The organism is Kitasatospora sp. NBC_01250 (genome assembly GCF_036226465.1).
Lineage (GTDB): Bacteria > Actinomycetota > Actinomycetes > Streptomycetales > Streptomycetaceae > Kitasatospora.
This window is the reverse complement of the sequence record NZ_CP108476.1, coordinates 207,182-230,186: the sequence shown is the minus strand read 5'-3', so window position 1 is coordinate 230,186 and position 23,005 is coordinate 207,182. Positions and strand designations below refer to the sequence as shown.

The 23,005-nt window shown below is 71.7% G+C and carries 21 protein-coding genes; 4 read left to right on the top strand and 17 right to left on the bottom strand.

Annotation, left to right across the window (positions count from 1 at the left end; genetic code table 11):
* Window positions 1–414: 414 nt before the first annotated feature.
* Complete coding sequence (locus tag OG500_RS01140; RefSeq protein WP_329575407.1) at window positions 415–1,407, bottom strand: SDR family oxidoreductase; 993 nt, start codon at window positions 1,405–1,407, stop codon at window positions 415–417.
* An 846-nt stretch (window positions 1,408–2,253) separates the two neighbouring features.
* Here OG500_RS01140 and OG500_RS01135 point away from each other — a divergent pair.
* Complete coding sequence (locus OG500_RS01135) at window positions 2,254–2,826, top strand: C45 family peptidase (RefSeq protein WP_329575404.1); 573 nt, start codon at window positions 2,254–2,256, stop codon at window positions 2,824–2,826.
* Window positions 2,827–2,907: 81 nt separating this feature from the next.
* Here OG500_RS01135 and OG500_RS01130 read toward each other — a convergent pair whose 3' ends face one another.
* Window positions 2,908–3,399 (bottom strand): OsmC family protein, encoded by a 492-nt coding sequence (locus OG500_RS01130; RefSeq protein WP_329575401.1) that lies wholly within the window; start codon window positions 3,397–3,399, stop codon window positions 2,908–2,910.
* A gap of 112 nt (window positions 3,400–3,511) precedes the next feature.
* On the opposite strand from OG500_RS01130, the gene OG500_RS01125 reads away from it, so the two are divergent.
* Window positions 3,512–3,985, top strand: a complete 474-nt coding sequence (locus tag OG500_RS01125) for a DIP1984 family protein (RefSeq protein ID WP_329575398.1) — start codon at window positions 3,512–3,514, stop codon at window positions 3,983–3,985.
* A gap of 356 nt (window positions 3,986–4,341) precedes the next feature.
* Here the strand turns inward: OG500_RS01125 and OG500_RS01120 are convergent, their stop codons facing one another.
* The 9 genes from OG500_RS01120 to OG500_RS01080 all read right to left on the bottom strand — a co-directional run bounded on the left by OG500_RS01120 (window position 4,342) and on the right by OG500_RS01080 (window position 11,569).
* Complete coding sequence (locus OG500_RS01120; RefSeq protein WP_329575396.1) at window positions 4,342–5,091, bottom strand: sulfite exporter TauE/SafE family protein; 750 nt, start codon at window positions 5,089–5,091, stop codon at window positions 4,342–4,344.
* A 56-nt stretch (window positions 5,092–5,147) separates the two neighbouring features.
* On the bottom strand, window positions 5,148–5,273 hold the full coding sequence (locus OG500_RS01115) for a hypothetical protein (protein ID WP_329575393.1): 126 nt from the start codon (window positions 5,271–5,273) through the stop codon (window positions 5,148–5,150).
* Window positions 5,274–5,650: 377 nt separating this feature from the next.
* On the bottom strand, window positions 5,651–6,790 hold the full coding sequence (locus OG500_RS01110) for a serine hydrolase domain-containing protein (RefSeq protein ID WP_329575390.1): 1,140 nt from the start codon (window positions 6,788–6,790) through the stop codon (window positions 5,651–5,653).
* Window positions 6,791–7,100: 310 nt separating this feature from the next.
* Window positions 7,101–7,523 carry a hypothetical protein gene (locus OG500_RS01105; protein ID WP_329575387.1) on the bottom strand — a complete coding sequence of 141 codons (423 nt, stop codon included), beginning with the start codon at window positions 7,521–7,523 and terminating at the stop codon, window positions 7,101–7,103.
* A 199-nt stretch (window positions 7,524–7,722) separates the two neighbouring features.
* Window positions 7,723–8,148: a S26 family signal peptidase gene (locus OG500_RS01100; protein ID WP_329575384.1), complete on the bottom strand. Its 426-nt coding sequence runs from the start codon at window positions 8,146–8,148 to the stop codon at window positions 7,723–7,725.
* Complete coding sequence (locus OG500_RS01095; protein ID WP_329575382.1) at window positions 8,145–10,094, bottom strand: ABC transporter ATP-binding protein; 1,950 nt, start codon at window positions 10,092–10,094, stop codon at window positions 8,145–8,147. Before OG500_RS01095 ends, OG500_RS01100 begins: the two co-directional genes overlap by 4 nt.
* A gap of 8 nt (window positions 10,095–10,102) precedes the next feature.
* Window positions 10,103–10,687, bottom strand: coding sequence for a hypothetical protein (locus tag OG500_RS01090; protein ID WP_329575379.1), 585 nt, complete (start codon window positions 10,685–10,687; stop codon window positions 10,103–10,105).
* A gap of 14 nt (window positions 10,688–10,701) precedes the next feature.
* Window positions 10,702–11,247, bottom strand: coding sequence for a MauE/DoxX family redox-associated membrane protein (locus OG500_RS01085; RefSeq protein ID WP_329575377.1), 546 nt, complete (start codon window positions 11,245–11,247; stop codon window positions 10,702–10,704).
* Window positions 11,248–11,353: 106 nt separating this feature from the next.
* Entirely contained in the window at window positions 11,354–11,569 is a 216-nt protein-coding gene (locus OG500_RS01080) for a hypothetical protein (RefSeq protein WP_327064429.1), read from the bottom strand.
* Window positions 11,570–11,754: 185 nt separating this feature from the next.
* On the opposite strand from OG500_RS01080, the gene OG500_RS01075 reads away from it, so the two are divergent.
* Window positions 11,755–14,301 carry an AfsR/SARP family transcriptional regulator gene (locus tag OG500_RS01075; protein ID WP_329575374.1) on the top strand — a complete coding sequence of 849 codons (2,547 nt, stop codon included), beginning with the start codon at window positions 11,755–11,757 and terminating at the stop codon, window positions 14,299–14,301.
* Between the two features lie 104 nt (window positions 14,302–14,405).
* On the opposite strand, the gene OG500_RS01070 is transcribed toward OG500_RS01075, so the two are convergent.
* The 6 genes from OG500_RS01070 to OG500_RS01045 all read right to left on the bottom strand — a co-directional run bounded on the left by OG500_RS01070 (window position 14,406) and on the right by OG500_RS01045 (window position 21,641).
* Window positions 14,406–15,533, bottom strand: a complete 1,128-nt coding sequence (locus OG500_RS01070; RefSeq protein WP_329575371.1) for an NADH:flavin oxidoreductase — start codon at window positions 15,531–15,533, stop codon at window positions 14,406–14,408.
* Between the two features lie 391 nt (window positions 15,534–15,924).
* Window positions 15,925–16,965, bottom strand: coding sequence for a sugar ABC transporter substrate-binding protein (locus tag OG500_RS01065; protein ID WP_327064426.1), 1,041 nt, complete (start codon window positions 16,963–16,965; stop codon window positions 15,925–15,927).
* Between the two features lie 3 nt (window positions 16,966–16,968).
* Window positions 16,969–17,748 carry a FadR/GntR family transcriptional regulator gene (locus tag OG500_RS01060; RefSeq protein WP_329575367.1) on the bottom strand — a complete coding sequence of 260 codons (780 nt, stop codon included), beginning with the start codon at window positions 17,746–17,748 and terminating at the stop codon, window positions 16,969–16,971.
* A 173-nt stretch (window positions 17,749–17,921) separates the two neighbouring features.
* Window positions 17,922–18,947: an ABC transporter permease gene (locus tag OG500_RS01055; protein ID WP_327064424.1), complete on the bottom strand. Its 1,026-nt coding sequence runs from the start codon at window positions 18,945–18,947 to the stop codon at window positions 17,922–17,924.
* On the bottom strand, window positions 18,931–20,502 hold the full coding sequence (locus OG500_RS01050) for a sugar ABC transporter ATP-binding protein (RefSeq protein WP_329575365.1): 1,572 nt from the start codon (window positions 20,500–20,502) through the stop codon (window positions 18,931–18,933). Before OG500_RS01050 ends, OG500_RS01055 begins: the two co-directional genes overlap by 17 nt.
* A 95-nt stretch (window positions 20,503–20,597) precedes the next feature.
* Window positions 20,598–21,641, bottom strand: coding sequence for a sugar ABC transporter substrate-binding protein (locus OG500_RS01045; protein WP_329575362.1), 1,044 nt, complete (start codon window positions 21,639–21,641; stop codon window positions 20,598–20,600).
* A 506-nt stretch (window positions 21,642–22,147) separates the two neighbouring features.
* Between OG500_RS01045 and OG500_RS01040 the strand changes: the two genes are divergently transcribed.
* On the top strand, window positions 22,148–22,999 hold the full coding sequence (locus OG500_RS01040; protein ID WP_329575360.1) for a fumarylacetoacetate hydrolase family protein: 852 nt from the start codon (window positions 22,148–22,150) through the stop codon (window positions 22,997–22,999).
* The last annotated feature ends 6 nt before the right edge of the window (window positions 23,000–23,005 follow it).

Sequence of the window (23,005 nt, the reverse complement as noted above, 5' to 3'; positions counted from 1 at the left end):
GTCCTGTCCTCGTAAGGCTACGGCAACGGACATGCAGCGCGGAGCACGGCACAGGGACGGGGGCGCAGAGTCCGGACCCGCTGGAGGGCGGGGCCGCGGGAGCCGGCCCGGCTGCAGTACGGCCCGTCAGGGCGTCCCAGCCGCTCCGAGGATGGAGACGATTTCACTTCGTGCCTCTGGACCATGGGAAAGTCGCGGGGCAAGGTCACGGGCAGAGCAGCGGAATCGGGCACGCCAACCGAATGGCATGGCCGCAGCCTTGCACGAAGAGGTCCGGCATGATGATGCGCTGCTCGCACTCGTGATGGGGACTGGAAGTCCGGACGGCGCCTCGTCGCTCGTACGGTGCCCTCGGGGCACCTCTCCGGTGCGTCCCTTCCTCGCTGCACGATCGAGGAAGGGACCCTGCCGGTGTCAGTCCGTCAGCATCCGCAGGAGGCGCTGCTCCTCCTGCTCGCCGAGCCCTTCGCGGTCCTGGGGCAGCGCGCCGCGTGCGGTGTCCCAGGCGAGCGTGTCCACCAGGGTCCGCGCGAGCGGACGGAGCGTCAGCCCGGCGGCCAGCGCGCGCGAGACGTCGACCCGGTTGATGGCCTCGCACGCAGGGTCGGCGATCCACATGGGAACGCCCATCCAGGGGTCGACCCCGGCCGCGAGCAGCCGCTCGCTCGGCACCCAGACCGTCTCGGCGCGAGCGCCGGCGAGCGCGCGGCACGCCTCGAAGAACGCGCCGAAGGCGAGCGTCGGGCCGGTCACGTTGAAGACGCCGCTCCGCTCCTCGCCCACGCAGCCGACGATCCAGTCGGCCACATCCCGGACGTCGATGAACTGGGCGGCATCCGCCGGGTCACCGGGAAGCAGCACACGCCCGCCACGGGCGAAGCGGCGCGGCCAGTACGCGAAGCGGTCCGTCGGGTCGTGCGGCCCGACGATCATGCCAGGGCGGACGATGGACGCCCGCTGCGCGAACGCGTCGAGCACCACGCGCTCGCAGGCGGCCTTGCGGGCCCCGTACGCCTCCTCGGGCGGCATGTCCTCACGCAGCACGAGCAGTTCGCCGTCCTCGTTCTGCGGCGTGCTCTGGTCGGCGAGGACGGACAGGGAGGAGACGAAGACGTACCGCCCCACCCGGCCGCGCAGGGCGTCGACCGACAGGCCGACCACCTGCGGGTCGTAGCCGGCCACGTCGACGACCGCGTCCCAGCGCCGGTGGGACAGGGCGGACAGGTCACCGGTGCGGTCGCCGATGACGGTCTCGACCCCGGGGAACAGGCCGGGGTTGGTGCGGCCGCGGTTGAACAGTGTCACCTGGTGACCGTCGGCCAGTACGGCCTCGACGACGGCGCGGCCCAGGAAACGGGTACCGCCGAGAACGAGAAGACTCAGCGGGCGGAAGGTACTGCTGCGCATGGTGTGCGACTCCGGAAAGGGATGCTGGGGTCCGGGCCGCGGCGGCATGACGCCGACTCAGTCGGCGACCCGGATGAGGACATGGCGAAGCTCGCTCACGGCACCCATAACCCCACCTCCCTCGGTCGCGTTCGACACCGGGCACTGTAGCGGCAGGCGTCCACCGCGACCAGGGATTTTCCGTCATCGGCGCAGGCGGGCTACGAGCCAGGGCGAGGGCACCGACCTGGTACCGGGCGATGAGTCGTCGCCCGTTGGGCGCGGGCGAGGGGCCTTCGATGTTCAACCACGTAGGGCACCTGACTGTTTCCCGGGGCCGAAGCTGGTGAAGGGGGCATCCATGTGGCGGGGGCCGAGGCCCGGGGCAGCCCGGCGAGAGTGTGGACGTCCGGTCCGTCCGGTGTGGTGAATCGCCCACGAAACTGGCTAGCTTGACACCGGACCGCCCGGTGTCGAACGAAGGAGCGGCAGCCATGAGCCAGCAGAGGATGACCTTCAGCGCGATCAGGGTCGGTGACGGTGGCGATGGGCAGTGGGCAGCCCACGCGCAGGCGCTGTGGCCGGTGGCGCAGGGGTGGTTGACCGAGGAGGGCCGGTCCCCGCAGGGGGCGGACCGTGCGCGGAGGCTTTTCGAGTCGCACATGCCGGAGCTGGTCCCGGTGCTCGACCGGCTCGGCCGCCAACTCGACCGGCCCGCAGGGGAGACCCTTCTCACCCACGCTGCCCTACGGCCGTTCTTCTCGGGCTGCACCCAGATCGGCGGTGCGGGCACCCTGTTGCGCAACTATGACTTCAATCCCGACGAGTGTGAGGGGGGCCATCGTCTCGTCCCATTTCCTGCGCCCGGTGATCGGGACGCAGGAGGCGCTCTGGGGCCTGCTGGACGGGATGAACGACGCCGGCCTCGCGGTCTCGTTGACCTTCGGTGGACGGTTCGTCCACGGCCCCGGCTTCTCCATCCTCATCGTGCTCCGCTACCTGTTGGAGACGTGTGACACCGTGGGGGAGGCGATCGGCAGGCTCCGGTCCCTCCCGATCGCGATTCCGCAGAACGTCACGCTCGTCGACTCCCAGCGCGCGGTGACGGTGTTCGTGGGGCCGGACATGCCGTTGACCGTGGCTGCGGACGCGTGCGCGGCCAACCATCAGCACCTGCCGGTGCCCGAGGAGCAGGAGCGGTTCTCCCGGACCGGGGAGCGGCTGAGCGCCGTACGGGCAGCGGGGACGGATGCGGCGGCGATGCTGAAGCCGCCGCTGTATCAATCTGCTTACGAGGAGGGGCTGGGAACGGTGTACACCGCCCACTACCGGTCCGGCGAGGGCCGTGTGACCTACTACTGGCCCGGCGAGTCCTGGGAGCAGTCCTTCGGTGACTTCGCCGCGGGGTCGCGCACCGTGACCATGGGCGAGGCCAACTGAGCCTGTTCCTCATCGGCCCTGCGGCCCGCTGAACGCCTCGCGGGCGGCCCGCAGGTCTCCCGCGAGGAGTTCGGCCCAGGCTCAGACGGTCGCCTTGAGGGTGACGGGGATGTTCCCTCGGGTGGCGTTGGAGGACGGGCGCACCTGGTGGGTGGTCTCCACCAACTGGTCGGCGGTGGCCTGGTGCGGGCCGGGCAGATGTGCCGACAGTGCGACCTCCCGTGAGAAGCCCCCGTTGTCGAGGGCGATCAGGTTCACCGTGGACCTGACGGTCGACTCGGCCAGCTTCACGCCCTGCTGACCTGCTATCAGGCACAGCCCGTGGTGGAAGCAGACGGCGTGGTCGGCGGCGAAGAGCTGCTCCTGTCGCCGCCGGGGCCGCCCATCTCCTCCGGGACCGCGAGGAGTTCGTCGAGCGCGCCGTCGGCGGTGCGGACCTCTCCGTCTCCACGCCGTCAACCGCGGCAACGCCGAAGCCCTCTTCCCCCGCCTCGCCCGCGCATGACGCCAGGGACCACGCGTGACGCCAGGAGCACAGCGACGGACCGGTCCGTCGATTCCCGGCGTGCGCACCTGGATGTGCCCGGTCGGGCCGGTTCGGTCGGCCCCACCCCGCCTACCGCTCCGTCAGGCACCGACGTGCATACTTGCCGGACGATCAGCGGGACGTAGAGGTGATGACGCGGTGAAACTGGCTGAAGCGCTCGCGCAGCGCGCGGCTGCGGTGCGGCGGGTGGAGCAGTTGCGGGCGCGCGTCGTCGGCAGCGCCCGCTACCAGGAGGGCGAGGAGCCGGCCGAGAACGCGGCGGAGGTCCTGGCCCAGGCCGGAGAGGTGCTGGACGAGCTGGAGCGGCTGATCCGTCAGATCAACCGGACCAACTCCACCGCGGTCATCGAGGGCGGCGGCACCCTCACCGACGCCCTCGCCCGCCGGGACGTCCTGCGGCTGCGCCACTCGGTGACCACCGCGGCCGCCGACGCGGCCTCCGGACGCGACCAGCGCGGAGCCGTGCGGCAGTTGAGGTCCGAACTCAGGATCCTCTCCGCCCTGCCGGTCGCCGAGCTCCGCGCCCAGGCGGACGTCCTGGCCAAGGAGATCCGCGAGGTGGACACCCTGATCCAGCGCACCAACTGGGAGATCGACCTGATCGAGGACTGACCCCACAAGCTGGGTGTGGGAAGCAGGTAGTCGTCACGGAGGCGTGCACACACCGCGGGTCGGCGGTCTATCCGGCCCATGGCGCGTGAAGAGCAACGCAGGGGGTTCGATTCCCCACCAAACAAGGCAGCTCAGCATCGCGTACAGGTGACAGAGCACACCGCACAGCTCACCACCACGTGCAGATCCGGACGACGAGGGCGGGAACGGGGCGCCCCACACCCGGAGCGAGGGCCGTGCAACACCAGCACGGTCCTCGCACCGTCTCCGCCCCGGCACCACTCGCGGACACCATCGGTGCTTGCCCGTGGACGACGTACGTTGTGACGACGTACGTCGTCCTGACCGCGCACGGCTCAGGTCACGCCGGCCCACAGGCAGACGGCGAGGCCGAGACCGATGCAGGCACTGGTGATCCGGGCCGCGGCGGGGGGCACCCGGCGGGTCACCGCCGGGCCGAGCGCGCTGCCGAGCAGGATGCCGAGACCCAGCGGGACGGCCGCCGCCCAGTCCACCGGCCAGAACACCAGGAAGACCGCGCAACAGGCCGCGTCGGCTATGCCGAGCACCATGTTCTTGAGCGCGTTGGCCTGGGCGAACCGCAGGCCGGTGGTGATCATCAGCACGCTGAGGGTCATGATGCCCGCCCCGGCGCCCCAGTAGCCGTCGTACAGCGCGCACAGGCCCAGGCTGATCGGCAGTACGCCCCTCGGCGCGCCCGTGCCGTCGCCGCGGGCCAGCCAGGCCGAGATCCTCGGTTGCGCGAGCAGCGCCACCGCCGCCAGGGCCAGCAGGAAGGGGGCGATCCGGTTGAAGGCGGTGGCCGGGGTGACCAGCAGCAGCCCGGCACCGAGCGCGCTGGCCAGGCCGGCCAGCGGCGACCAGCGGCGCAGCCACGGCCCCTGGCCGCTCAGCTCCGGCCGCCCCCCGAGCGCCGAGCCCGGCCAGTTGGCCAGGAACGCCACCGCGCTGGTGACATTCGCGGCCAGCGGTGTGAGCCCGGCCGCCAGCATGGCCGGGTAGGCGATCAGCGAAGTGGTACCGCCCGCCGACCCCACCATGCCGCTGACCGCCCCCGCGACCAGCAGCAGCACGACGCGAAGCACGTCTCCCCCCCCTCACGGCAGCCAGCAGCATATCCCCAGGACTTCCCCGGGGACGATCAGTTGATGATGTGACCCTGGTGATCGCGTGCAGCACGGGCTCCGTGCACCTTGGGCAGGGGTTCGTCGGCGATGTTGTCCAGCGCGACCCGCTCCCGGCCGGCCAGCCGGTGGTCCAACGACACCAGGAGGAGGCGGGGTTCGTCGTAGACCGGGTGATCCGGAGCGCCACCGGCCGGCTCCCCGCCTGGCTTCCCGTGTCGCGCCGGCTCGGTTCGACGGAGGCCCGGGGCGGGGGAGGACGCCTCGCCGGCGAGAGAGCTGACCGGTGGTGTCATCGTGCCCTCGATCGTCGCTCCCGGAGCGTCCGTAATCGTCCGCTTCACCGTATGGCCACGAGGCGGCTGATGTCCTTGAGGCGTCGATGCATGGGTCGGCTTTCTGTGGTTGCCCGATGATTCGTCAGTCGCGTGATCTCGTCGGTCGCGTCGCGCGGGCCTGGGCACGATCCGGGCAGGTCCGCGGCCCTCTGCCGGTCCTCCTCGGGGCACGGGTGCCGGGGTCAGAGCGCGCAGTAGGCGTTGGCGAGGGCGGTGCCGGTGTCGATCTGGCCACTCGTGTGAGGGAGCAGGTGGAACTCGTTGTTGGCGTGTGCGACCTGCTTGGTGCCGTCCTCGCTGCTCAACCAGGTGCTGTAGTAGCCGAGTATCTCGCCGTTGTGCCCCCAGGCCCACTGGCCGCAGGGCAGTTGGACGTGCTCGATGCCGAGGCCGTAGGTCGTGGTCCCGGCGCTGTCCACGGGCACCGTGGTCTTGAGCTCGGCCTCCTGGGCAGGCGGCAGCAGCTTGCCGGTCAGCAGCGCCTTGCCGAAGGCGGTGAGGTCGTCCAGGGTCGAGACCATGGCCCCGGCCGAGCCGTAGAGCTGCACGTTGGAGACCGTGACGTCGTTGGTGTAGAAGGTCACGGGGTGCACGTAGCCGTGCAGGTAGTTGCCGTACAGGTTCGGGTCGCTGGTCGGGAAGGTGGTGTTGGTCAGGCCGAGCGGCGCGATGATCCGGTGCTGGATCTCGGTGGCCGGGCTGTTTCCGGTCACCGCGGTGATCACCATGCCCGCCAGTACGTAGTTGGTGTTGGCGTAGCTCCACGTCTGACCGGGTGCGCTGGCCGGCTGCCGCGAGGCCAGGGCGATGTCCACCAGTGACTGCGGCGCAAAGGCCTGGTTCGGGTTGAGGTCGAGGACGTAGGGGCCGGCCACCCCCGCGGTGCCGGCGTAGTCGGGCAGGCCGGAGGTGTGGTTGAGCAACTCCCGGATGGTGATCTTCGTGCCGTCGTAGCCGTTGGCGTCGACCGCTCCAGGCAGCCACTTGGCGACCGTGTCGTCGAGCGAGAGCCGGTGCTCGGCCTCCAGTTGGAGCAGCACGGTGGAGGTGAACGCCTTGGTGTTGCTGCCGATCCGGAACTGCGCCTTCGGGTCGGCGGGCGCGTTGGTGGCGAGGTTGCCCGTGCCGGCCTCGACGTACTGGGTGGTGTCGCCCTGGCGGACCAGGCCGATCACCCCGGGGTACCCGTCGGCGACACCCTCCTGAGCGCCGGCCTGCAGGATGCCGGCAGCGGTCGGCGTGTCCGCATGCGCTGTGCCGGCACCGGCGAGGGCGGCGAGCAGCAGTGTCGTGCTGACCGCGGTCAGGCGTAGGGACTTCATCGGACTCCTTCGTCCACGGGTGGTCTGGTTCGTTCCCGCGGGGGCGTCGGGCCCCCTCGGGCGCGGTGGTCAGCGCTCCCGCGCGGGTTGACGCGGCGTCGGGAGCTGCCGACCAGGCACCTCGATGCTGGTCCACGGGCCCGGCAGACGCCCAGGCCAGCACACCGGCCATCCATGGCCGGTCGTCCTGGCCCGGGCATGGCGGGTTCACGGAGCCGCGGACCATCGATCGGGACGTGGCCGACGGCGAGCGCACGTACGCCCCCGGCGGCAGGCGCTTCCCGCTGATCGCCTTCCACCAACGGAAGGGTTACTTCCCCAAGGCGTACCAGGGGCCCCAGTTGCCGGACGTGTCGTGGACACGGTTCCACCACTGGCCGTCCGTACCCTTCGCCATGATGGCGAAGTTCTCCCCGCTTGCCGGGTTGCCCTGGACCTGAACCTGACTCAACACGTAGCCGCCCAGGGAGTTCCAGTCGCTCATCTGGCTGCCGGAGTCAACCGTCCAGCGTTGCCACACGGCGTGGTCGGTACCGACGACGAAGACCTCTTGGTTCCCGCCCGGCAGGTTGGCGAAGGTCTGCCCGTCGCGGCCGTAGTCTCCCCCGCAGAGAAACTGGCCGCCCCATTGCTTGCTGCCGCAGTTCGCGGGGCTGGCCTCGGCGGGAGCCGCGGTCAGCCCCACGCCGGCGAGGACGCCCGCGATGGCAACGGCGGCCTTGATCTTCTTCACACGCACTCCTGACGTCGTCGATACACCCCCGGCGCTTCCCGAGCGGCCGGCCGGATACCGGACAGCGCCTGGCCGCCGGGCCCGGCAGAGGGTCCAACCCTCGTGACGTCCCGTCATCTCGGAAAGGTTCATCCCCACCCCCCACCCCCCACCCCGACCGGGCAGCATCCGGCCGGGTACGGGAAGAGGAATGCGGGGCTCAGCTTCCCGCCGGCCCGCGGCGCAGTGAACGGACCGCCACCCCCACCACCCGGTCCTGCGCCACGTAGCCGAAGTGGCGGGAGTCGAGGCTGAGACCCGGGTTGTCGCCCAGGACCAGGAGCTGGCCCGGTGGCACGGTCGAACCCGGTGGGCAGCCGAGCCGGGTGGCCAGGGGCGGCGGGACCAGGTCACCCGGAGCGGCCGCTATCCGCTTGATGAGCAGTCCGCGCGGCCCCGCGCCCGGGACGCGCCTGGCACCGTCCGGTCCGAGCACCACGATGTGGCCGCGGGACAGGCGGCGCGGGTGCCGGCGCATCACCAGGACGCGGTCGCCGTTGCGCAGGGAGGGCTCCATGCTGGGGCCGGTCACGGTGACGGCGAGCAGGCGGGTGCGCAGCAGGCGGCGGACGAGCCGTTCGATCACGACGCCGTCCGGTGCTCGCCGAGGGCGACCCGCACGGCCGGTGCGTCGGGTGACCGCGCTCCGTCGTCCTCGGCGGGTGCGTAGCCGCTGGCCTGGAGGCGGAAGAGCCGGGCGTAGGAGCCGTCGCGACGGACCAGCTCCTGGTGCGGTCCCGCCTCGGTGATCCGACCGTCCTCCAGGACGGCGACGGTGTCCGCGTCGCGCAGGGTGCTGAGGCGGTGTGAGATGAGCAGCCCGGCGCGGCCGGCGCGGTGCCGGCGCAGGCGCCGGTGGACGGCGTACTCGGCTTCCGGGTCCAGGCCGGAGCTGGGTTCGTCGAGGATGAGCAGGTCCGCGTCGGTGCGGACGAGCGAGCGGGCCAGGGCCAGCCGTTGCCACTGGCCGCCGGAGAGCACCAGGCCGGTGTCGGCGTCCTGCTTGTCCTGCTCGCTGAAGAAGATGCGGCTGAGCAGGGTGTCGTAGCCGTTCGGCAGGCGCGCGAGCCGGCCGTGCACGCCGGCGAGCTCGGCCGCCCGTTCGATCCGGGGATCGTCCGCCAGCGCCGTGAGGTCGCCGAGAGCGATGTTCTCGCGTGCCGTGAGGTCGTACTCCATGTAGTCCTGGAAGGTCGCTCCGATCCGTCGGCGCAGTTCGCGCGGGCACAGTTCGCGCAGGTCCGTGCCGTCCCAGAGGATCTGGCCGCGGGTGGGGTCGTAGAACCGGCAGAGCAGCTTCACCAGGGTGGACTTGCCGGCGCCGTTGAGGCCGGCCAGGCCCACGGACCGCCCCGCGGGGATCACCAGGTCGACGCCCTGGAGCACCCAGGGCTGCCCGTCGCCGTAGCGGAACCACACGTCCCGGAACTCCACCGCGTGACGTAGCGGAGGCACGTGGACGGGCCGTGCGGGCAGCGGGAGGTCGGGCGGCGCGCCGGTGACGGCGATGAAGTGGCGGAACATCAGCACGGCCTGGTGGGTGCGGGCCAGTTCGAGCGCGAGGTTGGCGAGTGCCGCCTGTACCGCGGGCAGGGCGGCCACCAGCAGTGTGACGTCCCCGACGGTGACGCGGCCGTAGCGGGCCGCCGTCACGGCCCACAGCAGGCCGGCGCCGGCCACCACGGCCGACAGCAGGGCGAGTGCGGCCTGGACGGTGAGCTCCTGACGGTCCATCCGCGCTTTGGCGGTGTCGGAGGTACGGCGCTCCACCAGCATCCGCTCGCGCAGGAACCGCCCCACGCCGAAGAGCCTGATCTCCTTCGCGGCCCGCAGGTTCGTCAGCAGGGCGCTGTAGAACAGCTCCCTGCGTTCCACCGGGCCGACGGCCCAGGCCACCGCCGCCCGGCGGCGGCTGAGTGCGATCTCGGCGCACAGGACCGGTATGCCGGACGCCAGGACCGCCGCCGCCATCCAGGGCCCGAGCAGGGTGAGTGTCCCGAGGAACCCGGTGAGGGTCACCAGCGCTCCGATGAGCCCGATCCCGCTGCCGGCCGCGTCCACGGGGGCGGAGCCGCCGAACTGCTGGGCCAGCCGCAGCCGGTCCAGGAAGCGCGGGTCCTCGAAGCGGCGCAGTCCCACGAACCGGTCGACCGCCGTGTGCAGTTCCAGCTGGGCCCGCAGCCCCACCGCCCGGCGCAGCCGCGCCTGGACGTACTGCAGCAGTTGGGGGACGACCGCTGCGGCGACGCCGCAGCCGACCAGCGGCAGGGCCAGAGCGGTGAGCTCCGCGGCGCCGGGGCCGGCCCCGATCCCGCTGCCGGCCCCGCTGCCGGCTCCGCTTCCGGCTCCGGCGACGAGGCGGTCGAGCAGGGTCCGCAGGATCCAGGCCGCGGCCACCGGTAGCGCCGAGGCGGCGAGGGTGAGCAGCAGCCAGGTGGTCAGGCCGACCGGCGCGGCGCGGTGCACCAGGCGGATCGCGGCGGCCAGGACGCGCGGCGCTCCGCGGGGGTCCTGCGCATCGCCGTTCGGCACCGGCGCGCTCACAGCGCGGTGGCGACGGCCGCCTGCGGCCAGACGTCGGCCTCGGTCACCACGAGCCGCCCGTCCGCTGTGCGTCCCACCCGCGCACAGGTGGGGAAGGCGCGGACGGCGAACGCCGTGGACACGGGCCCGTCCTGGTCCTCCTGGACGGCGGGCACCGCGGCGGCCAGTGAGGCGAGCATCGGCGCGCAGGCCTCGGCCTCTCCGACGACGACGGCAAGGACGCGGTCCCGCTCCTGCGGCCGGTCCGCGAACCGTGCGACGAAACCGGGCAGCTTGTCCCGGCAGGGCTTGCAGGTGGGGGAGAAGAACGCGACCAGGGTTCCGTCCGCCAGGTCCTCGTGGCCGAGCGCGTCGTCGGCCGTCCCGGTGCTCCCGGTGCTCCCGGTGCTCCCGGTGCGGAAGGTTCCGACCGGGGTTCCGACCGGCGCAACGGCCCGCCCGGGTGCCCCGGCCACGGGCCTGGCGGCGTTCGCCAGCTGTTCGGAGTGCTCGCGCAGCCGCCTGACGATGCCGAGGGCGAAGACGAGGTTGAGCAGGGACAGGGCGCCGACAGCGGCAACGGCGACGGTGAGCGGGCTCACGGTGGGTGTTCCTTTCAGGGCAGCGGCCGGAAGAGTGCGACGAGGTCGTCGAGCACCGAGGCGAGCAGGCCGAGGACACCGCCCGCCAGGAAGGCGGTCGCAGCTGTCGCAGCCGTCGCGGTCGTCGCCGGTGCGGCGTGTCCCGGCCCGGACAGGACCGTGGCGGTCAGGCCGGCCCCGGCCAGGGCGAGCAGTGCGGCGTTGCGCACGGCGTGGACGGTGCCCAGGGGAGTCGACGAGCGGCCGAAGCAGCGGCACGGGGTGCTGCTCCCGGCGCGTGACGCGGTGACGGCCAGCACGGTGAAGGCGGCCAGCAGGACAGCGCAGAGGGCGAGCCCGGCCACGGCGGAGCCCGGCACCGCGAGCGTCACCACGATCGTGGCCTCCGCGGCCACGACCAGGGCGGCGAGCGGCCGCGCCCGGTCGGCGAAGGCCGGGACCAGGGCTCGCACGGACTCGGTGAACTCCTCGAAGGCGCGCCGGCCGCGCACCTTTCCGTGGACGGACAGGGCGAACACCAGCAGCAGGCAGCCCCGGCTGACCCAGGTGACAACGTCCATCGCGTGAAATCCTCTTGGTGCTCGGAGATCCGGCGGGAGGCGGTGCCGGCACTGCCTCCCGCCGGGCTTCTCACCGGCTCGGCGGCTCTGTCAGCGGGCCCTGCCGTCAGCAGTTGGCGCAGTGGGAACTGACGAAACTCGTCGAGCCGTCGGCGCAGTGCAGGTAGGTGAACAGCATCTTGCGGTTGGTGCTGCTGCACGCCTCGGGAGGACCAAAGCTGCACCGCTGCTCGGTCCAGCAGTTGGTGGCGGCGGCGGCCTCCGCCTTCGGGACCAGGCGGTCGACCAGGGAGTCGGAAAGGTTCTGGAGCCACTTGCGCATGGGTCGTCCATTCGTCTCGTTGCGGTACGGGCCGCGCCCGGGGCGTACCCGATCGGGAACGGCACCGCCAGCATGTGGGAACGACCTTGCAGGATTCGTGATCAAACCTAGAATCGGCCGACAGGGCGGCATCCCACGGGGACTCAGCGCGAGACGGGCGGGACACATTGACGATCGGGTTCGCGATGCTCGGAGAGATCCAGGCACACCGGGACGGCATCACCGTGAGCCTGGGGCCGACCCGGCAGCGCACCGTGCTCGCGGCCCTGCTGATGGACGTCAACCGTGTGGTGCCGATCGAGGGGCTGGCCGACCGGGTGTGGGGCGCTCAGGTGCCGCAGCGCGTCGGGCCGGCGCTGTACAGCTATCTGTCCCGGCTCCGGCAGGTGCTGGACGCCGCGCCGGGTGACGCTTCGAGAGGCGCGGCCGCCACGGAGCAGCCGTCCATCGCCCGGCGCCCCGGCGGGTACGCGTTGCTCGCCGACCCGGGCGCCGTGGACGTGCACGTCTTCCACGACCTGGTCACCCGGGCGCGGGCGGCCGACGACGACCGCGCCATCGCCCTGTTCGACCGGGCACTGGGGTTGTGGCGGGGCGAACCGTTCGCCGGCGTGGACAAGCCGTGGTTCAACTCGGCGCGGGGACTGCTGTCCGAGATGCGGCACGCGTGCCGACTCGACCGCAACGACCTGGAGTTGCGCCGCGGTCGCCATGCCGTGCTGCTGGCCGAACTGGCCAACTGCCACGAGGCGCACCCGCTGGACGAACGCCTGGCCGCTCAGTTCATGCTGGCGCTCTACCGCAGCGGTCGCACGGCCGAGGCCCTGCGCTGCTTCGAGCGGGTCCGGTGCGCGCTCGTGGAGGAGCTGGGGAGCGATCCGGGCCCCGAGCTACGGCAGTTGCACCAGCGCGTGCTGGCCGGGGATCCGCTGGTCGACGTGTCGGGCTGGCCGGGCGCGGCGGACGGCGCGACCGCGGTCTGCCTGATGGCCGCCGCGGGTGGTGCGGCGGCAGGTGGTGCGGCGGGTGCGGTGCCGGCCGCCAGTGGTGCGGCGGGTGCGGTGCCCGCCGTCAGCGGTACCGCCGGTGCGGTGCCCGCCGCCAGTGGTACCACGGGTGCCGTGCCCGCCACCGGCCTCGCCATGCTGCGGGAGAGTACGGTCCCTCGCCAACTGCCCGCCACACCGGGCTGGTTCACCGGGCGGTGGCGTGAACTCGCGATACTCGACCAGGCCCTGCAGCAGGCCGGCCGCGGTGGCGGGGCGGTGCCGGTGTGTGTGGTCAGCGGCGGTGGCGGCATCGGGAAGACCTCGCTCGCCCTGCACTGGGCGCACCGGAACACCGACCGCTTCCCCCAGGGGCAGCTCTATGTGGACCTTCGCGGCTTCGACCTCCGGGGGGAGCCGCTGGCGCCCGCCGCCGCGATCCGGGGCTTCCTCGACGCTCTGGGAGTGGACCCGGGCTCGGCACCGGTGGACCCGCAGGCGCTGACCGGGCTGTACCGCAGCCTGGTCGCGGACCGGCGCATGCTGATCGTGCTGGACAACGCCGCGAACGCCGAGCAGGTGGCCGCGCTGCTGCCGGGCGGCGCCGGATCCGCGGTCCTGGTCACCAGCCGCCGGCGGCTCACCGAGCTCGCCGTCACCCACGGGGCGCACCTGCTGCCCCTGGACGTGTTCTCCGCGTCCGAGTCCCGCGATCTGCTCGGCCGTCACCTGGGCGAGGACCGGGTCTGCACCGATCCCGAGGCGGTGGCCGCGATGCTGGAGCACTGCGCGGGCCTGCCGCTGGCGATCAGCATCGCAGCAGCCCGCGCGACGGCCAGGACCGGCTTCCCGCTGGCGGCCTTCGCCGCGGAACTCCAGGACGAGTCGGCGCGGCTGGACGCGCTGGACGCGGGCAGCCCGTCGGCCGACGTACGGGCGGCCTGCCTGCTGTCGTACCGGACCCTCGGCGCGGGGGCCGCCGAGGCGTTCCGGTTCCTCGCAGTGGCCCCGGGCCCGGAGATCGGGCTCGCCGCGGCCGCGAGCCTGCTGGGCCGTTCACCGGCCGCGACCCGGGCGGCACTGCGGGAGCTGGAGGCGGTCCACCTGCTGGAGCAGCACGCGCCCGGCCGGTACCGCATGAACGACCTGATCCGCCTGTACGCGGCCGAGTACCGCACGGCGGAGCCGTGCGAGCGCGCGGTGCGGCGGGTCCTGGACTTCTACCTGCAGACCGCGGCCGCCGGTGACCGCGCGCTCGGCCCGTACCGGCGCCGGCAGCTGGAACTCGAACCGCCGCTGGCCGGAGTGACCCCGCAGCCGCTGGCCGACCGCAGGGCCGCCAGGTCGTGGTTCCGCGCCGAGCGCACCTGCCTGCTCGCCGCCCAGCAGCTGGCCGACCGGCAGGGGTGGGACACCCTGGTGTGGCAGCTGGCCCGGGCGCTGGACGGCTTCCTCGAATGGCAGGAGCAGCCGCACGACCAGGCGGCCGTGTGGCGTCGGGGCCTCGCCGCGGCCGAACGCCTCGGCGCCGTCGCCGACCGCGCCTGGGCCCACCGCCGCCTGGCCGATGCCTGCACCCGCACCGGCGACCGGACCGGTGCCCGCCGCCACACCCGCCTGGCTCACATCGCGTCGGCGGAGAGCGCCGGCCTCGCCCGGGGCGGCTGGATCCACGACGTCCTCGCGTGGTCGCCGACCGGGCGGGGGCGCTCCGCCCCGCCCCGGCACCTGCCGTGCCTGGCCTGAGCCCGACCCTGTCGGTCGCTGCTCGACGAACCGGACATCTGCTCAGGACGCGGGGCCTGCACGATCAGGGCGCGGATCGCGAAGACCCCTCGGCACTTCCCGGCTCAGCTCAGCGTCTTGAGCGCCGCCGCGTCGTAGGGCCGCATCTCCTCGAACCGCCCGCCCAGGACCTTCGCCGCCCACTGCGGGTCCTGGAGCAGGGCGCGGCCGACGGCGACCAGGTCGAACTCGTCGCGCTCCATGCGCTCCAGGAGGTTGTCGATGCCCCGGACCGGCGCGCCCTCGCCACTGAAGCCGCGGAGGAAGTCCCCGTCGAGGCCGACCGAGCCGACGGTGATGGCGGGCCGCCCGGTGAGCTTCTTGGTCCAGCCCGCCAGGTTCAGTTCCGAGCCCTCGAACTCCGGGAGCCAGTAGCGGCGGGTGGAGGCGTGGAAGGCGTCGACGCCGGCCGCGGCGAGCGGGGCCAGGATCGCCTCCAGCTCCTGCGGGGTCTCGGCGAGCCGCGCGTCGTAGGCCTCCTGCTTCCACTGCGAGTAGCGGAAGATCACCGGGAAGCCGGGCGAGACGCGCTCGCGCACGGCGGCCACGATCTCGGCGGCGAACGTCGTGCGGGCCACCGGGTCTCCGCCGTAGGCGTCGGTGCGGCGGTTCGTCCCCGCCCACAGGAACTGGTCGACGAGGTAGCCGTGGGCGCCGTGCAGTTCCACGCCGTCGAAGCCGATGCGCTCGGCGGCTGCGGCGGCCTCGGCGAAGGCGCCGATGACATCGTCCAGGTCGCGCCGGGTCATCGCCTTGCCGGTGCCCTCGGTGCCGTCCACGCGGATGCCGGAGGGGCCGACGGCGGGGGCGTCGGCATAGGGCGGCTCACCCTGCTTGCGCACCATGCCGATGTGCCACAGCTGCGGCACGATCGTGCCGCCGGCCGCGTGCACGGCCTCGGCGACCTTCGCCCACCCCGCCAGCTGCTCCTCGCCGTGGAACCGCGGCACGCGGTCACTCTGCCCGGCCGACTCGTGGCCGACGTAGGTGCCCTCGGTGACGATCAGGCCCACGCCGGCGCCGGCACGACGGGCGTAGTACGAGCGCACGTCCTCGCCGGGGACGCCGCCCGGGGAGAACATGCGCGTCATCGGTGCCATCACGATGCGGTTCGGGACGGTCAGGCCGTTGATCGCGAGGGGCCGGGACAGGATCTCGGCCGCGCGGGAGGGGGAAGACGCAGTGACGGTCATAGGGGTGTTCCTCGTAGCTGCCAGACGGTATGTGCACGTGCATTGAAATACATGGAGACCCTACCCCTGAAATATTCAGTTGTCGATGTTTGACAGGCCAAAGCATTTCTCGGCAGAGTCGCTTCCAGCGCGGGCGACAAGCCAGGGTCCGCCCTGCCGTAGTCGCCCCGTGCCCACGCGGGCACCGCGGGCGGAGTCTCACCCCCTCGGGGGCAAGGACTCCGCCCGCGTGACGCTCGTCCCGGCAGGGTCTGAACCCGGCTGACATCCCGGTCGCCGCGACGCCGTCCCCGTGCCGCTCGTCCTGCAGGGCTCGTCCGCCGTGGCCGACGAAGTCACCAGCCTGCTGGGTGTGTTGAAAGCCGGCGTGAGGATGGTGCCGTCCCGGCGGTCAGTTGGTGACGTGGTTGGCCCAGAGCGAGGGATCGTTCACGTTGTCCTTGGTGACGAGAACTGAGGGGAGTTGGTCCTCCATGCCGTTGGGCAGCAGCACGATGGTGGAGCCGTGGTCGGTAGGACCGGCGTGGAAGATCCTGTTCTCGGAGGCGGCCTGGGCGTAGAAGAGGGCGTACTTCGCGTACAGGTCGGCCGGCTGGCTGGCCGTGGCGTCGATCTGGCCCTGGCGGATCGCGTCGAGTTCCTGCGGGATGCCGTCGTTGGAGACGATCGCGATGTGGCCGGGCTGCCCGACCGGCTTGAGCAGGCCCTTCTGCTGCAGCAGTGCGAGGGTGGGCTGCAGGAAGACGCCGCCGGCCTGCATGTAGATGCCGTTCAGGTCGGGGTTGGCGGCCAGCGTGGACTGCAGCTTGGCGGAGGCCACGTCGCCCTTCCAGTCGGTGGCCAGTTCGATCACCTGGATGCCGGGAAACTCGCTGCGCATGCAGAAGGCGAAGGCTTGGGACCGGTCGTAGCCGTTGATCGAGCCGAGCGAGCCCTGGAGCTCGGCCACCTTGCCCTTTCCGCCGAGCTGTTTGCCCAGGTACTCGCAGGACTTGGTGCCGTACGCGCGGTTGTCGGCGCGGACCACCATGTAGGTCTCGCCGCTCTCCGGCACGGTGTCCACGCTGATGGCGCCGATGTGCCGGGCCAGCAGGTCGTCCAGCACCGCCGAGGTGTCCGTGGTGTTCTGTGGGGCCATCACGATCGCCGTGGGCCGCTTGGCGGCGAGCGCTTTGACGTTGGCGGCGAGCTTGGTGTCGTCACCGTCCGACTCGGTGATCGGCAGGACGTTCAGATTCTGCTCGGCGATGTCTGCTCTCAGGTACTGCGCGTACGCCTTCCAGAAGGCGGAGTCGGTCCGCGGGATGTCGATCCCGATGCCCGCCGACGCACTGCGAGTGGTGGGGGAGGCCCCTCCGCAGCCGGTGAGTGATCCGGTCAGCAGCAGGATGGCGCCGCTGACCGCCGCGGAAGGTGCGATGGTTGACTTCACTTGTCAGACCGTTCTGGAGATGGGGTTATCCCGCCGTGTGGCGGACAGGGGCGGGGCCGAGGCCCTGGCAGGTGGCCAGGGGGTGAGCGTGTCCAGGGCGACGGAGCCGATGGTGGTCCCGGCGGCCAGCCACTCCTCCACCGCGGCGACGTGGACCGCGCTGGCGGCGGCCGCGAGCCCCGCATCGCGGGCGGCCAGGGCTCGCCAGATGGCCTCGTGCTCGCGATGTGCCTGCGCACGGGCGGTCGAGTGACTGGTGCCGCGGACGATGCGCAGCCGCTGGGTGTGGGTGGAGAGGATGCCCAGCAGGGTGGAGAGGACCGGGTTGCCGACCGAGTCGGCGATGGTGCGGTGGAACTCGATGTCGAGCTCGACGAACTCCTCGATCTCGACATCGCCGGCGCACCGGTCGAGGATGCTCCGCAGCGCTTCGAGCTGCTCCCCGGTCAGCCGGCCGGCGGCGAGGGCGGCGGCCGGCGGTTCCAGCAGGCTTCTGACCTGCAGGAGTTGGCGGGCACTGTGGCCGTGGGAGACGTCGGCGGCGAAGGTCATCGCCTCCAGCAGGAGGTGTGGTTCCAGGCCGGAGACATAGGTGCCGTCGCCCTGCCTGGCGACCAGGATCCGCATGGCGGTGAGGGCTCGGACGGCCTCGCGCAGCGAGCTGCGGGACAGTCCGAGCTGCTCGGAGAGGTCGGCCTCGTTGGGCAGCCGCGTGCCTGGTGGCAGGAGGCCGGAGACGATCATCTCCTTGATCCGCTCGATGGCCTGGTCGGTCACCGCCATGCTGCTCGCACCTCCGTGGTGGATCGGACTTCGAGGGGCCTCTCCCTCCACGACGGATCCCCGGAGGGCCTCAGCGGGCCTCAGTGGGTTCGTGCGGGTTCTCGAAGCGGCGCGACCGGGTGCCCGACCTGTGCGACAGCGCCGCGGTGGCGGCTATCGTGCCTGACCCTTCGTCACTCCTGCTTCTCGCCGGAGGCGAAGCGGGAGATGATCAGGGCGACGATGATGATCGCGCCGTTGAGGAACTGGTTCCACAGCGGCGGTACGCCTGCCAACGTCATCACGTTGACCACCAGTTGCAGGGTCAGCACGCCGGTGAGGGCGCCGAAGAGGGTACCGCGGCCGCCGTTGAGGCTGACCCCGCCGATGACGGTGGCGGCGAAGACCTGGAAGATCCAGCCGTTGCCCTGGTCGGCGGAGATGGAGCCGTAGTGGCCGGTGTAGAGGATGCCGGCGAAGGCGGCCAGCACGCCGCCGAGGATCAGCACGGTCCAGGTGATCCGGTCGACCCGGATCCCGGCGGCCCGCGCCGCCTCGGCGTTGCCGCCGATCGCGTACAGCGCCCGGCCGTGCCGCAGCCAGGCCAGCGCCGCGCCGCCGACGGCGTACAGGAGCGCGCAGATCCAGATCGCGGCGGGTGCGCCGAACCAGGAGGCGCTGCCGAGGTAGCTGAAGGAGCCGGGCAGGTTGACGATGGACTGGCCCTGGGAGATGGCTACTTGGAGTCCGCGCAGCAGGGTGAGCGCGCCGAGGGTGACGATGAATCCGTTGAGCCGCAGTTTGAGGATGAGGAAGCCGTTGATCGCGCCGATCAGCGCGCCGACCGCCAGGCAGAGCGGGATCGCGGTCCAGCCCGGGAAGAGGCCGATGCCGTTGAATCGGGCGCCGTGGTCGGGCAGGACCAGCCAGACCGCGATCACGGGGGCGACACCGATGGTGGACTCCAGCGAGAGGTCCATCCGGCCGCTGATCAGGATCAGGGCCTCGCCCAGGACCAGCAGGCTGAGCTCGGTGGCCTGTTGGCCGACACCGAGCAGGTTGTCGCTGGTCAGGAAGGCCGGTGAGACGGCGAAGCCGATCACGCCGAGGACCAGCAGGACCGGCAGCAGCGACAGGTCGCGGTAGCGGGCGAGGTCGAAGCGGCGGCCCGCCGCGGTGGCGGCGGCCGGGGGTGCGGCGAGCTCAGTGGTGGGGGCCATGGTCTTCCTTCGTGTCAGTCGTGCCGGCCATGCCCTCCATGGCTGCGACCAGCTGTTCGTCACTCCAACCCGAGGGGAACTGCGCGACGACGCGGCCGTGGAACATGGCCACGACCCGGTCGCAGGCCCGCAGGTCGTCGAGTTCGTCGGAGACGATGACGGCGCTCCGGCCGCTGTCGGCGACCTCCCGGATGGTGCCGAGCAAGGAGTCCTTGGACTTGATGTCCACGCCGTTGGTGGGGCGGATCGCGACCAGCACGTGCGGCTGGGTGGCCAGCGCCCGGGCGATCACCACCTTCTGCTGGTTGCCGCCGGACAGGGCGGAGACTGGCGTCGCCGGTCCGGGGGTCTTGATGTCCAGATCGGTGATCATGCGCTGGGCGAACTCCCGGATGCGGGAGGGCAGTACGGTGCCGAACGGGCCCAACTGGTCGGTCACCGTCAGGGTGGCGTTCTCGGCGACGCTGCGCTGCGGGACCAGGCCCTGGAGGTGCCGGTCCTCGGGGACGAACCCGATCCCCGCGGCCAGCGCCGCCGGCACCCGGCCCGGGCGTACCGGGCGGTCGGCGACCGTGATGGTCCCGGCCTTGGGACGGTGCAGTCCGGCCAGGGTCTCGCCGAGTTGGACGTTGCCGCTGGCCGCGGCCCCGGCGAGGCCGACGACTTCGCCGGCCCGGGCGGTCAGCGAGATCCCCTGGTAGGCCCCGGGCAGGTCGAGGTCCGTGACCTTGAGCAGCACGTCGCCCGCGGCGCGGGTTCCTGCGGTGGCCGACCAGGACGGCTCTGCGCCCCGCGAGGCCTCACCGGTCATCGCCTCGACCAGCTCGTGCTGGTCGAGTCCGGCGACCGGGGCGGTGAGGATGTGCCGCGCGTCGCGGTAGACGGTGACGGTGTCGCAGAGATCGTAGACCTCCTGGAGGTGGTGCGAGATGAAGAGGAACGCCACGCCCTGGCACTGGAGTTCGCGCAGCTTGGCGAAGAGCCGCTCGATGCCGCGGGCGTCCAGCCTGGCGGTCGGCTCATCCAGGATGATGAACCGGGCGCCGAACGAGAGTGCCCGGGCGATCTCCACGAACTGGCGCTGTTCGACGGTGAGTTCCTCGGCGCGAGTGCTCGGGTCGACGTCCACGCCGTACTCGGCGAGCAGTTCGGCGGCACGTAGGCGCAGCTGCCGCCAGCTGATCGGACGCAGCGCCCGCGCACCGTGCCGGTCGAGGCCGTGCCTGTTCAGGAACAGGTTCTCCGCGACGGTGAGTGCCCCGATGACCGTGGAGCGCTGGTAGACGCAGGCGACCCGGGAGCGCCAGGCGTCGGTGTCCCCGGGGGCCGGGGCCGGGTCGCCGTTGAAGCGCAGGGTGCCGGTGTCGGCGTTCTGCAGTCCGGTGAGGATGGAGACGAGAGTGGATTTGCCTGCGCCGTTGCGACCCACCAGGGCGTGCGACTCGCCGGGGGCGACCGAGATGCGGGCGTCGCGCAGCGCGACGGTGGCGCCGAAGCGCTTGCTGATCCCGTCGGCCTCGACAACGGGGCCCCGGATGGGGCTGGAGTCCGCCATGGCGGGGATGTCCTTTCCGCAGAAGACCCGAGGGCGGCGGCTTCGAGGGTGGTCGGGTGCCGCCGCACCCGGGGGCATGGGATGACCTGGTCGGGCTACTTAGCGATGTTGTTGGCCCAGAGGGTCTTGTCGTCCACGTTGTCCTTGGTGATCAGCGGGGCGGGCAGTTGGTCCTCCAGTCCGTTGGGCAGCGTGATGATGGTGGACTGGTGGTCGGTGGGGCCGGCCTGGAAGGTCTTGCCCTCGGCGGCGGCCTCGGCGTAGAAGAGCGCGTACTTGGCGTACAGGTCGGCCGGCTGGGAGATCGTGGCGTCGATCTGGCCCTTGCGGATCGCGTCGAACTCCTGCGGGATGCCGTCGTTGGAGACGATCGCGATGTGGCCGGGCTGCCCGACCGGCTTGAGCAGGCCCTTCTGCTGCAGCAGTGCGAGGGTGGGCTGCAGGAAGACGCCGCCGGCCTGCATGTAGATGCCGTTCAGGTCGGGGTTGGCGGCCAGCGTGGACTGCAGCTTGGCGGAGGCCACGTCGCCCTTCCAGTCGGTGGCCAGCTCGATCACCTGGATGCCGGGGAACTCGCTCTTCATGCAGGCGGCGAAGGCCTCCGAGCGGTCGCGGCCGTTGATCGAGTCGAGTGCGCCCTGGAGTTCGGCGACCTTGCCCTTACCGCCGAGCTGCTTGCCCAGGAACTCGCAGGCCTTGGTGCCGTACGCCTTGTTGTCCGCGCGGACCACCATGTACACCTGCCCCTTGTCGGGGCGGGTGTCGACGCTGACCACGGGGATCTTCTTGGCGGCGAGCGCGTCCAGCGTGGAGGTGATCGCGCCGGTGTCCTGCGGGGCCATCACCACGGCCTTGGCGCCGGTGCTCTCGAACACCTGAACGTTGGAGACCAGCTTGGTGACGTCGTTCTGCGAGTTGCTGACCGGCAGCGCGTGCAGGCCCTGGTCGGACACGTCGGACTTGATGTACTGCGCGTAGGAGTTCCAGAAGTCGGAGTCGGCCCGCGGCAGGTCGATCCCGATCGCCGGTTTGCCGCCGGCGGCGCTGCTGCTGCTCCGGTTGCAGGCCGTGGCGAACCCCGCCAGCACGACGAGGGTGGCGGCGGTCGCCGCGATTCTGGTGGGGACGCGAGGCTTCATGGTGCTGATCTCCTTGGCTGGGATGCCGGGTGCCCGAAGGGGCAGGGTGGGGACTGGTGTTGTGCGAGACCGCGGGAACCGGCGGCCGTTGTGGTGAGCTTGTTTCCGGAGTTCGACACGTGACCGCCCCCCTCGGCCCTCTTCCGAGAGGGGCGGCTGGTGTCGATCTGCGGCGCTCCGCTGGGGCGACGGTGTGCGTCTCCCGCAGTCATCGGATGGATCACGGTACCGAGGACCCTATGAGCCGACAACCTGGCTGGCAAGAGAAGGCCTCTGACGATTCTCAACCGTTATGTCCAGGCTTCCAGCATGTGCCGTGAGATGCGAATGTCCTACCTGGGGTGCGGTGTTGTCGAACGCCGTGCTCAGTCGAGAAGAGTCATCGGAGGACTTCTTGCAGTCCCGGGCTCTCTGCTCGTATGGTCTGACGGCAGCACAGAGATCCGATGTATTCGGTTGCGCTCGATGGCGGAGGTTCCCACCTCCAGAACGACGGGAGACGAGAGATGAGGCTGCTGCGGCTCGGAAATCCGGGAGCGGAGGCTCCTGCGGTCCGGACCGGGGACGGCCGGACGTTCGCGCTGTCGGGCCTGACCGGCGACATCGACGGGGCGTTCCTCGCTTCGGGCGGGATCGAGCGGGTCCGGCGCGCGCTGGCCGAGGAGGCACTGCCGCTGCTCGATCCGGCCGGGCTGCGCGTCGGCGCCCCGGTCGCCCGCCCGGGCAAGGTGGTCTGCGTCGGGCTCAACTACCGCGACCACGCCGAGGAGACCGGCGCCGCGATCCCGCCGCGCCCGGTGGTCTTCATGAAGGACCCGGCCACCGTGGTCGGCCCCTACGACCGGGTGCTGATCCCCCGGAACTCGGTGAAGACGGACTGGGAGGTGGAGCTCGCCGTGGTGATCGGCCGCAAGGCCCGATACCTCGGATCCCCCGCCGACGCAGCCGGTGTGATCGCCGGCTACGCGATCAGCAACGACGTCTCCGAGCGGGAGTTCCAGCTCGAATTCTCCGCCCAGTGGGATCTCGGCAAGTCCTGCGAGACCTTCAACCCGCTGGGCCCCTGGCTGGTCACCCCCGACGAGGCCGGCGACCCGCAGCTGCTGGGCCTGCGCCTGGCCGTCAACGGCACCGCACGCCAGGACGGCAACACCAAGAACATGATCTTCGACGTCACCTACCTGGTGTGGTACCTGAGCCAGTACATGGTGCTGAACCCGGGCGACGTCATCAACACCGGCACCCCGGCCGGAGTCGCGCTGGGCCTGCCCGGCACCCCGTACCTGCGCGACGGCGACACCGTCGAGCTGTCCATCGACGCTCTCGGTACCCAGTGCCAGACCTTCGCCAACGCCTGAGAGGCA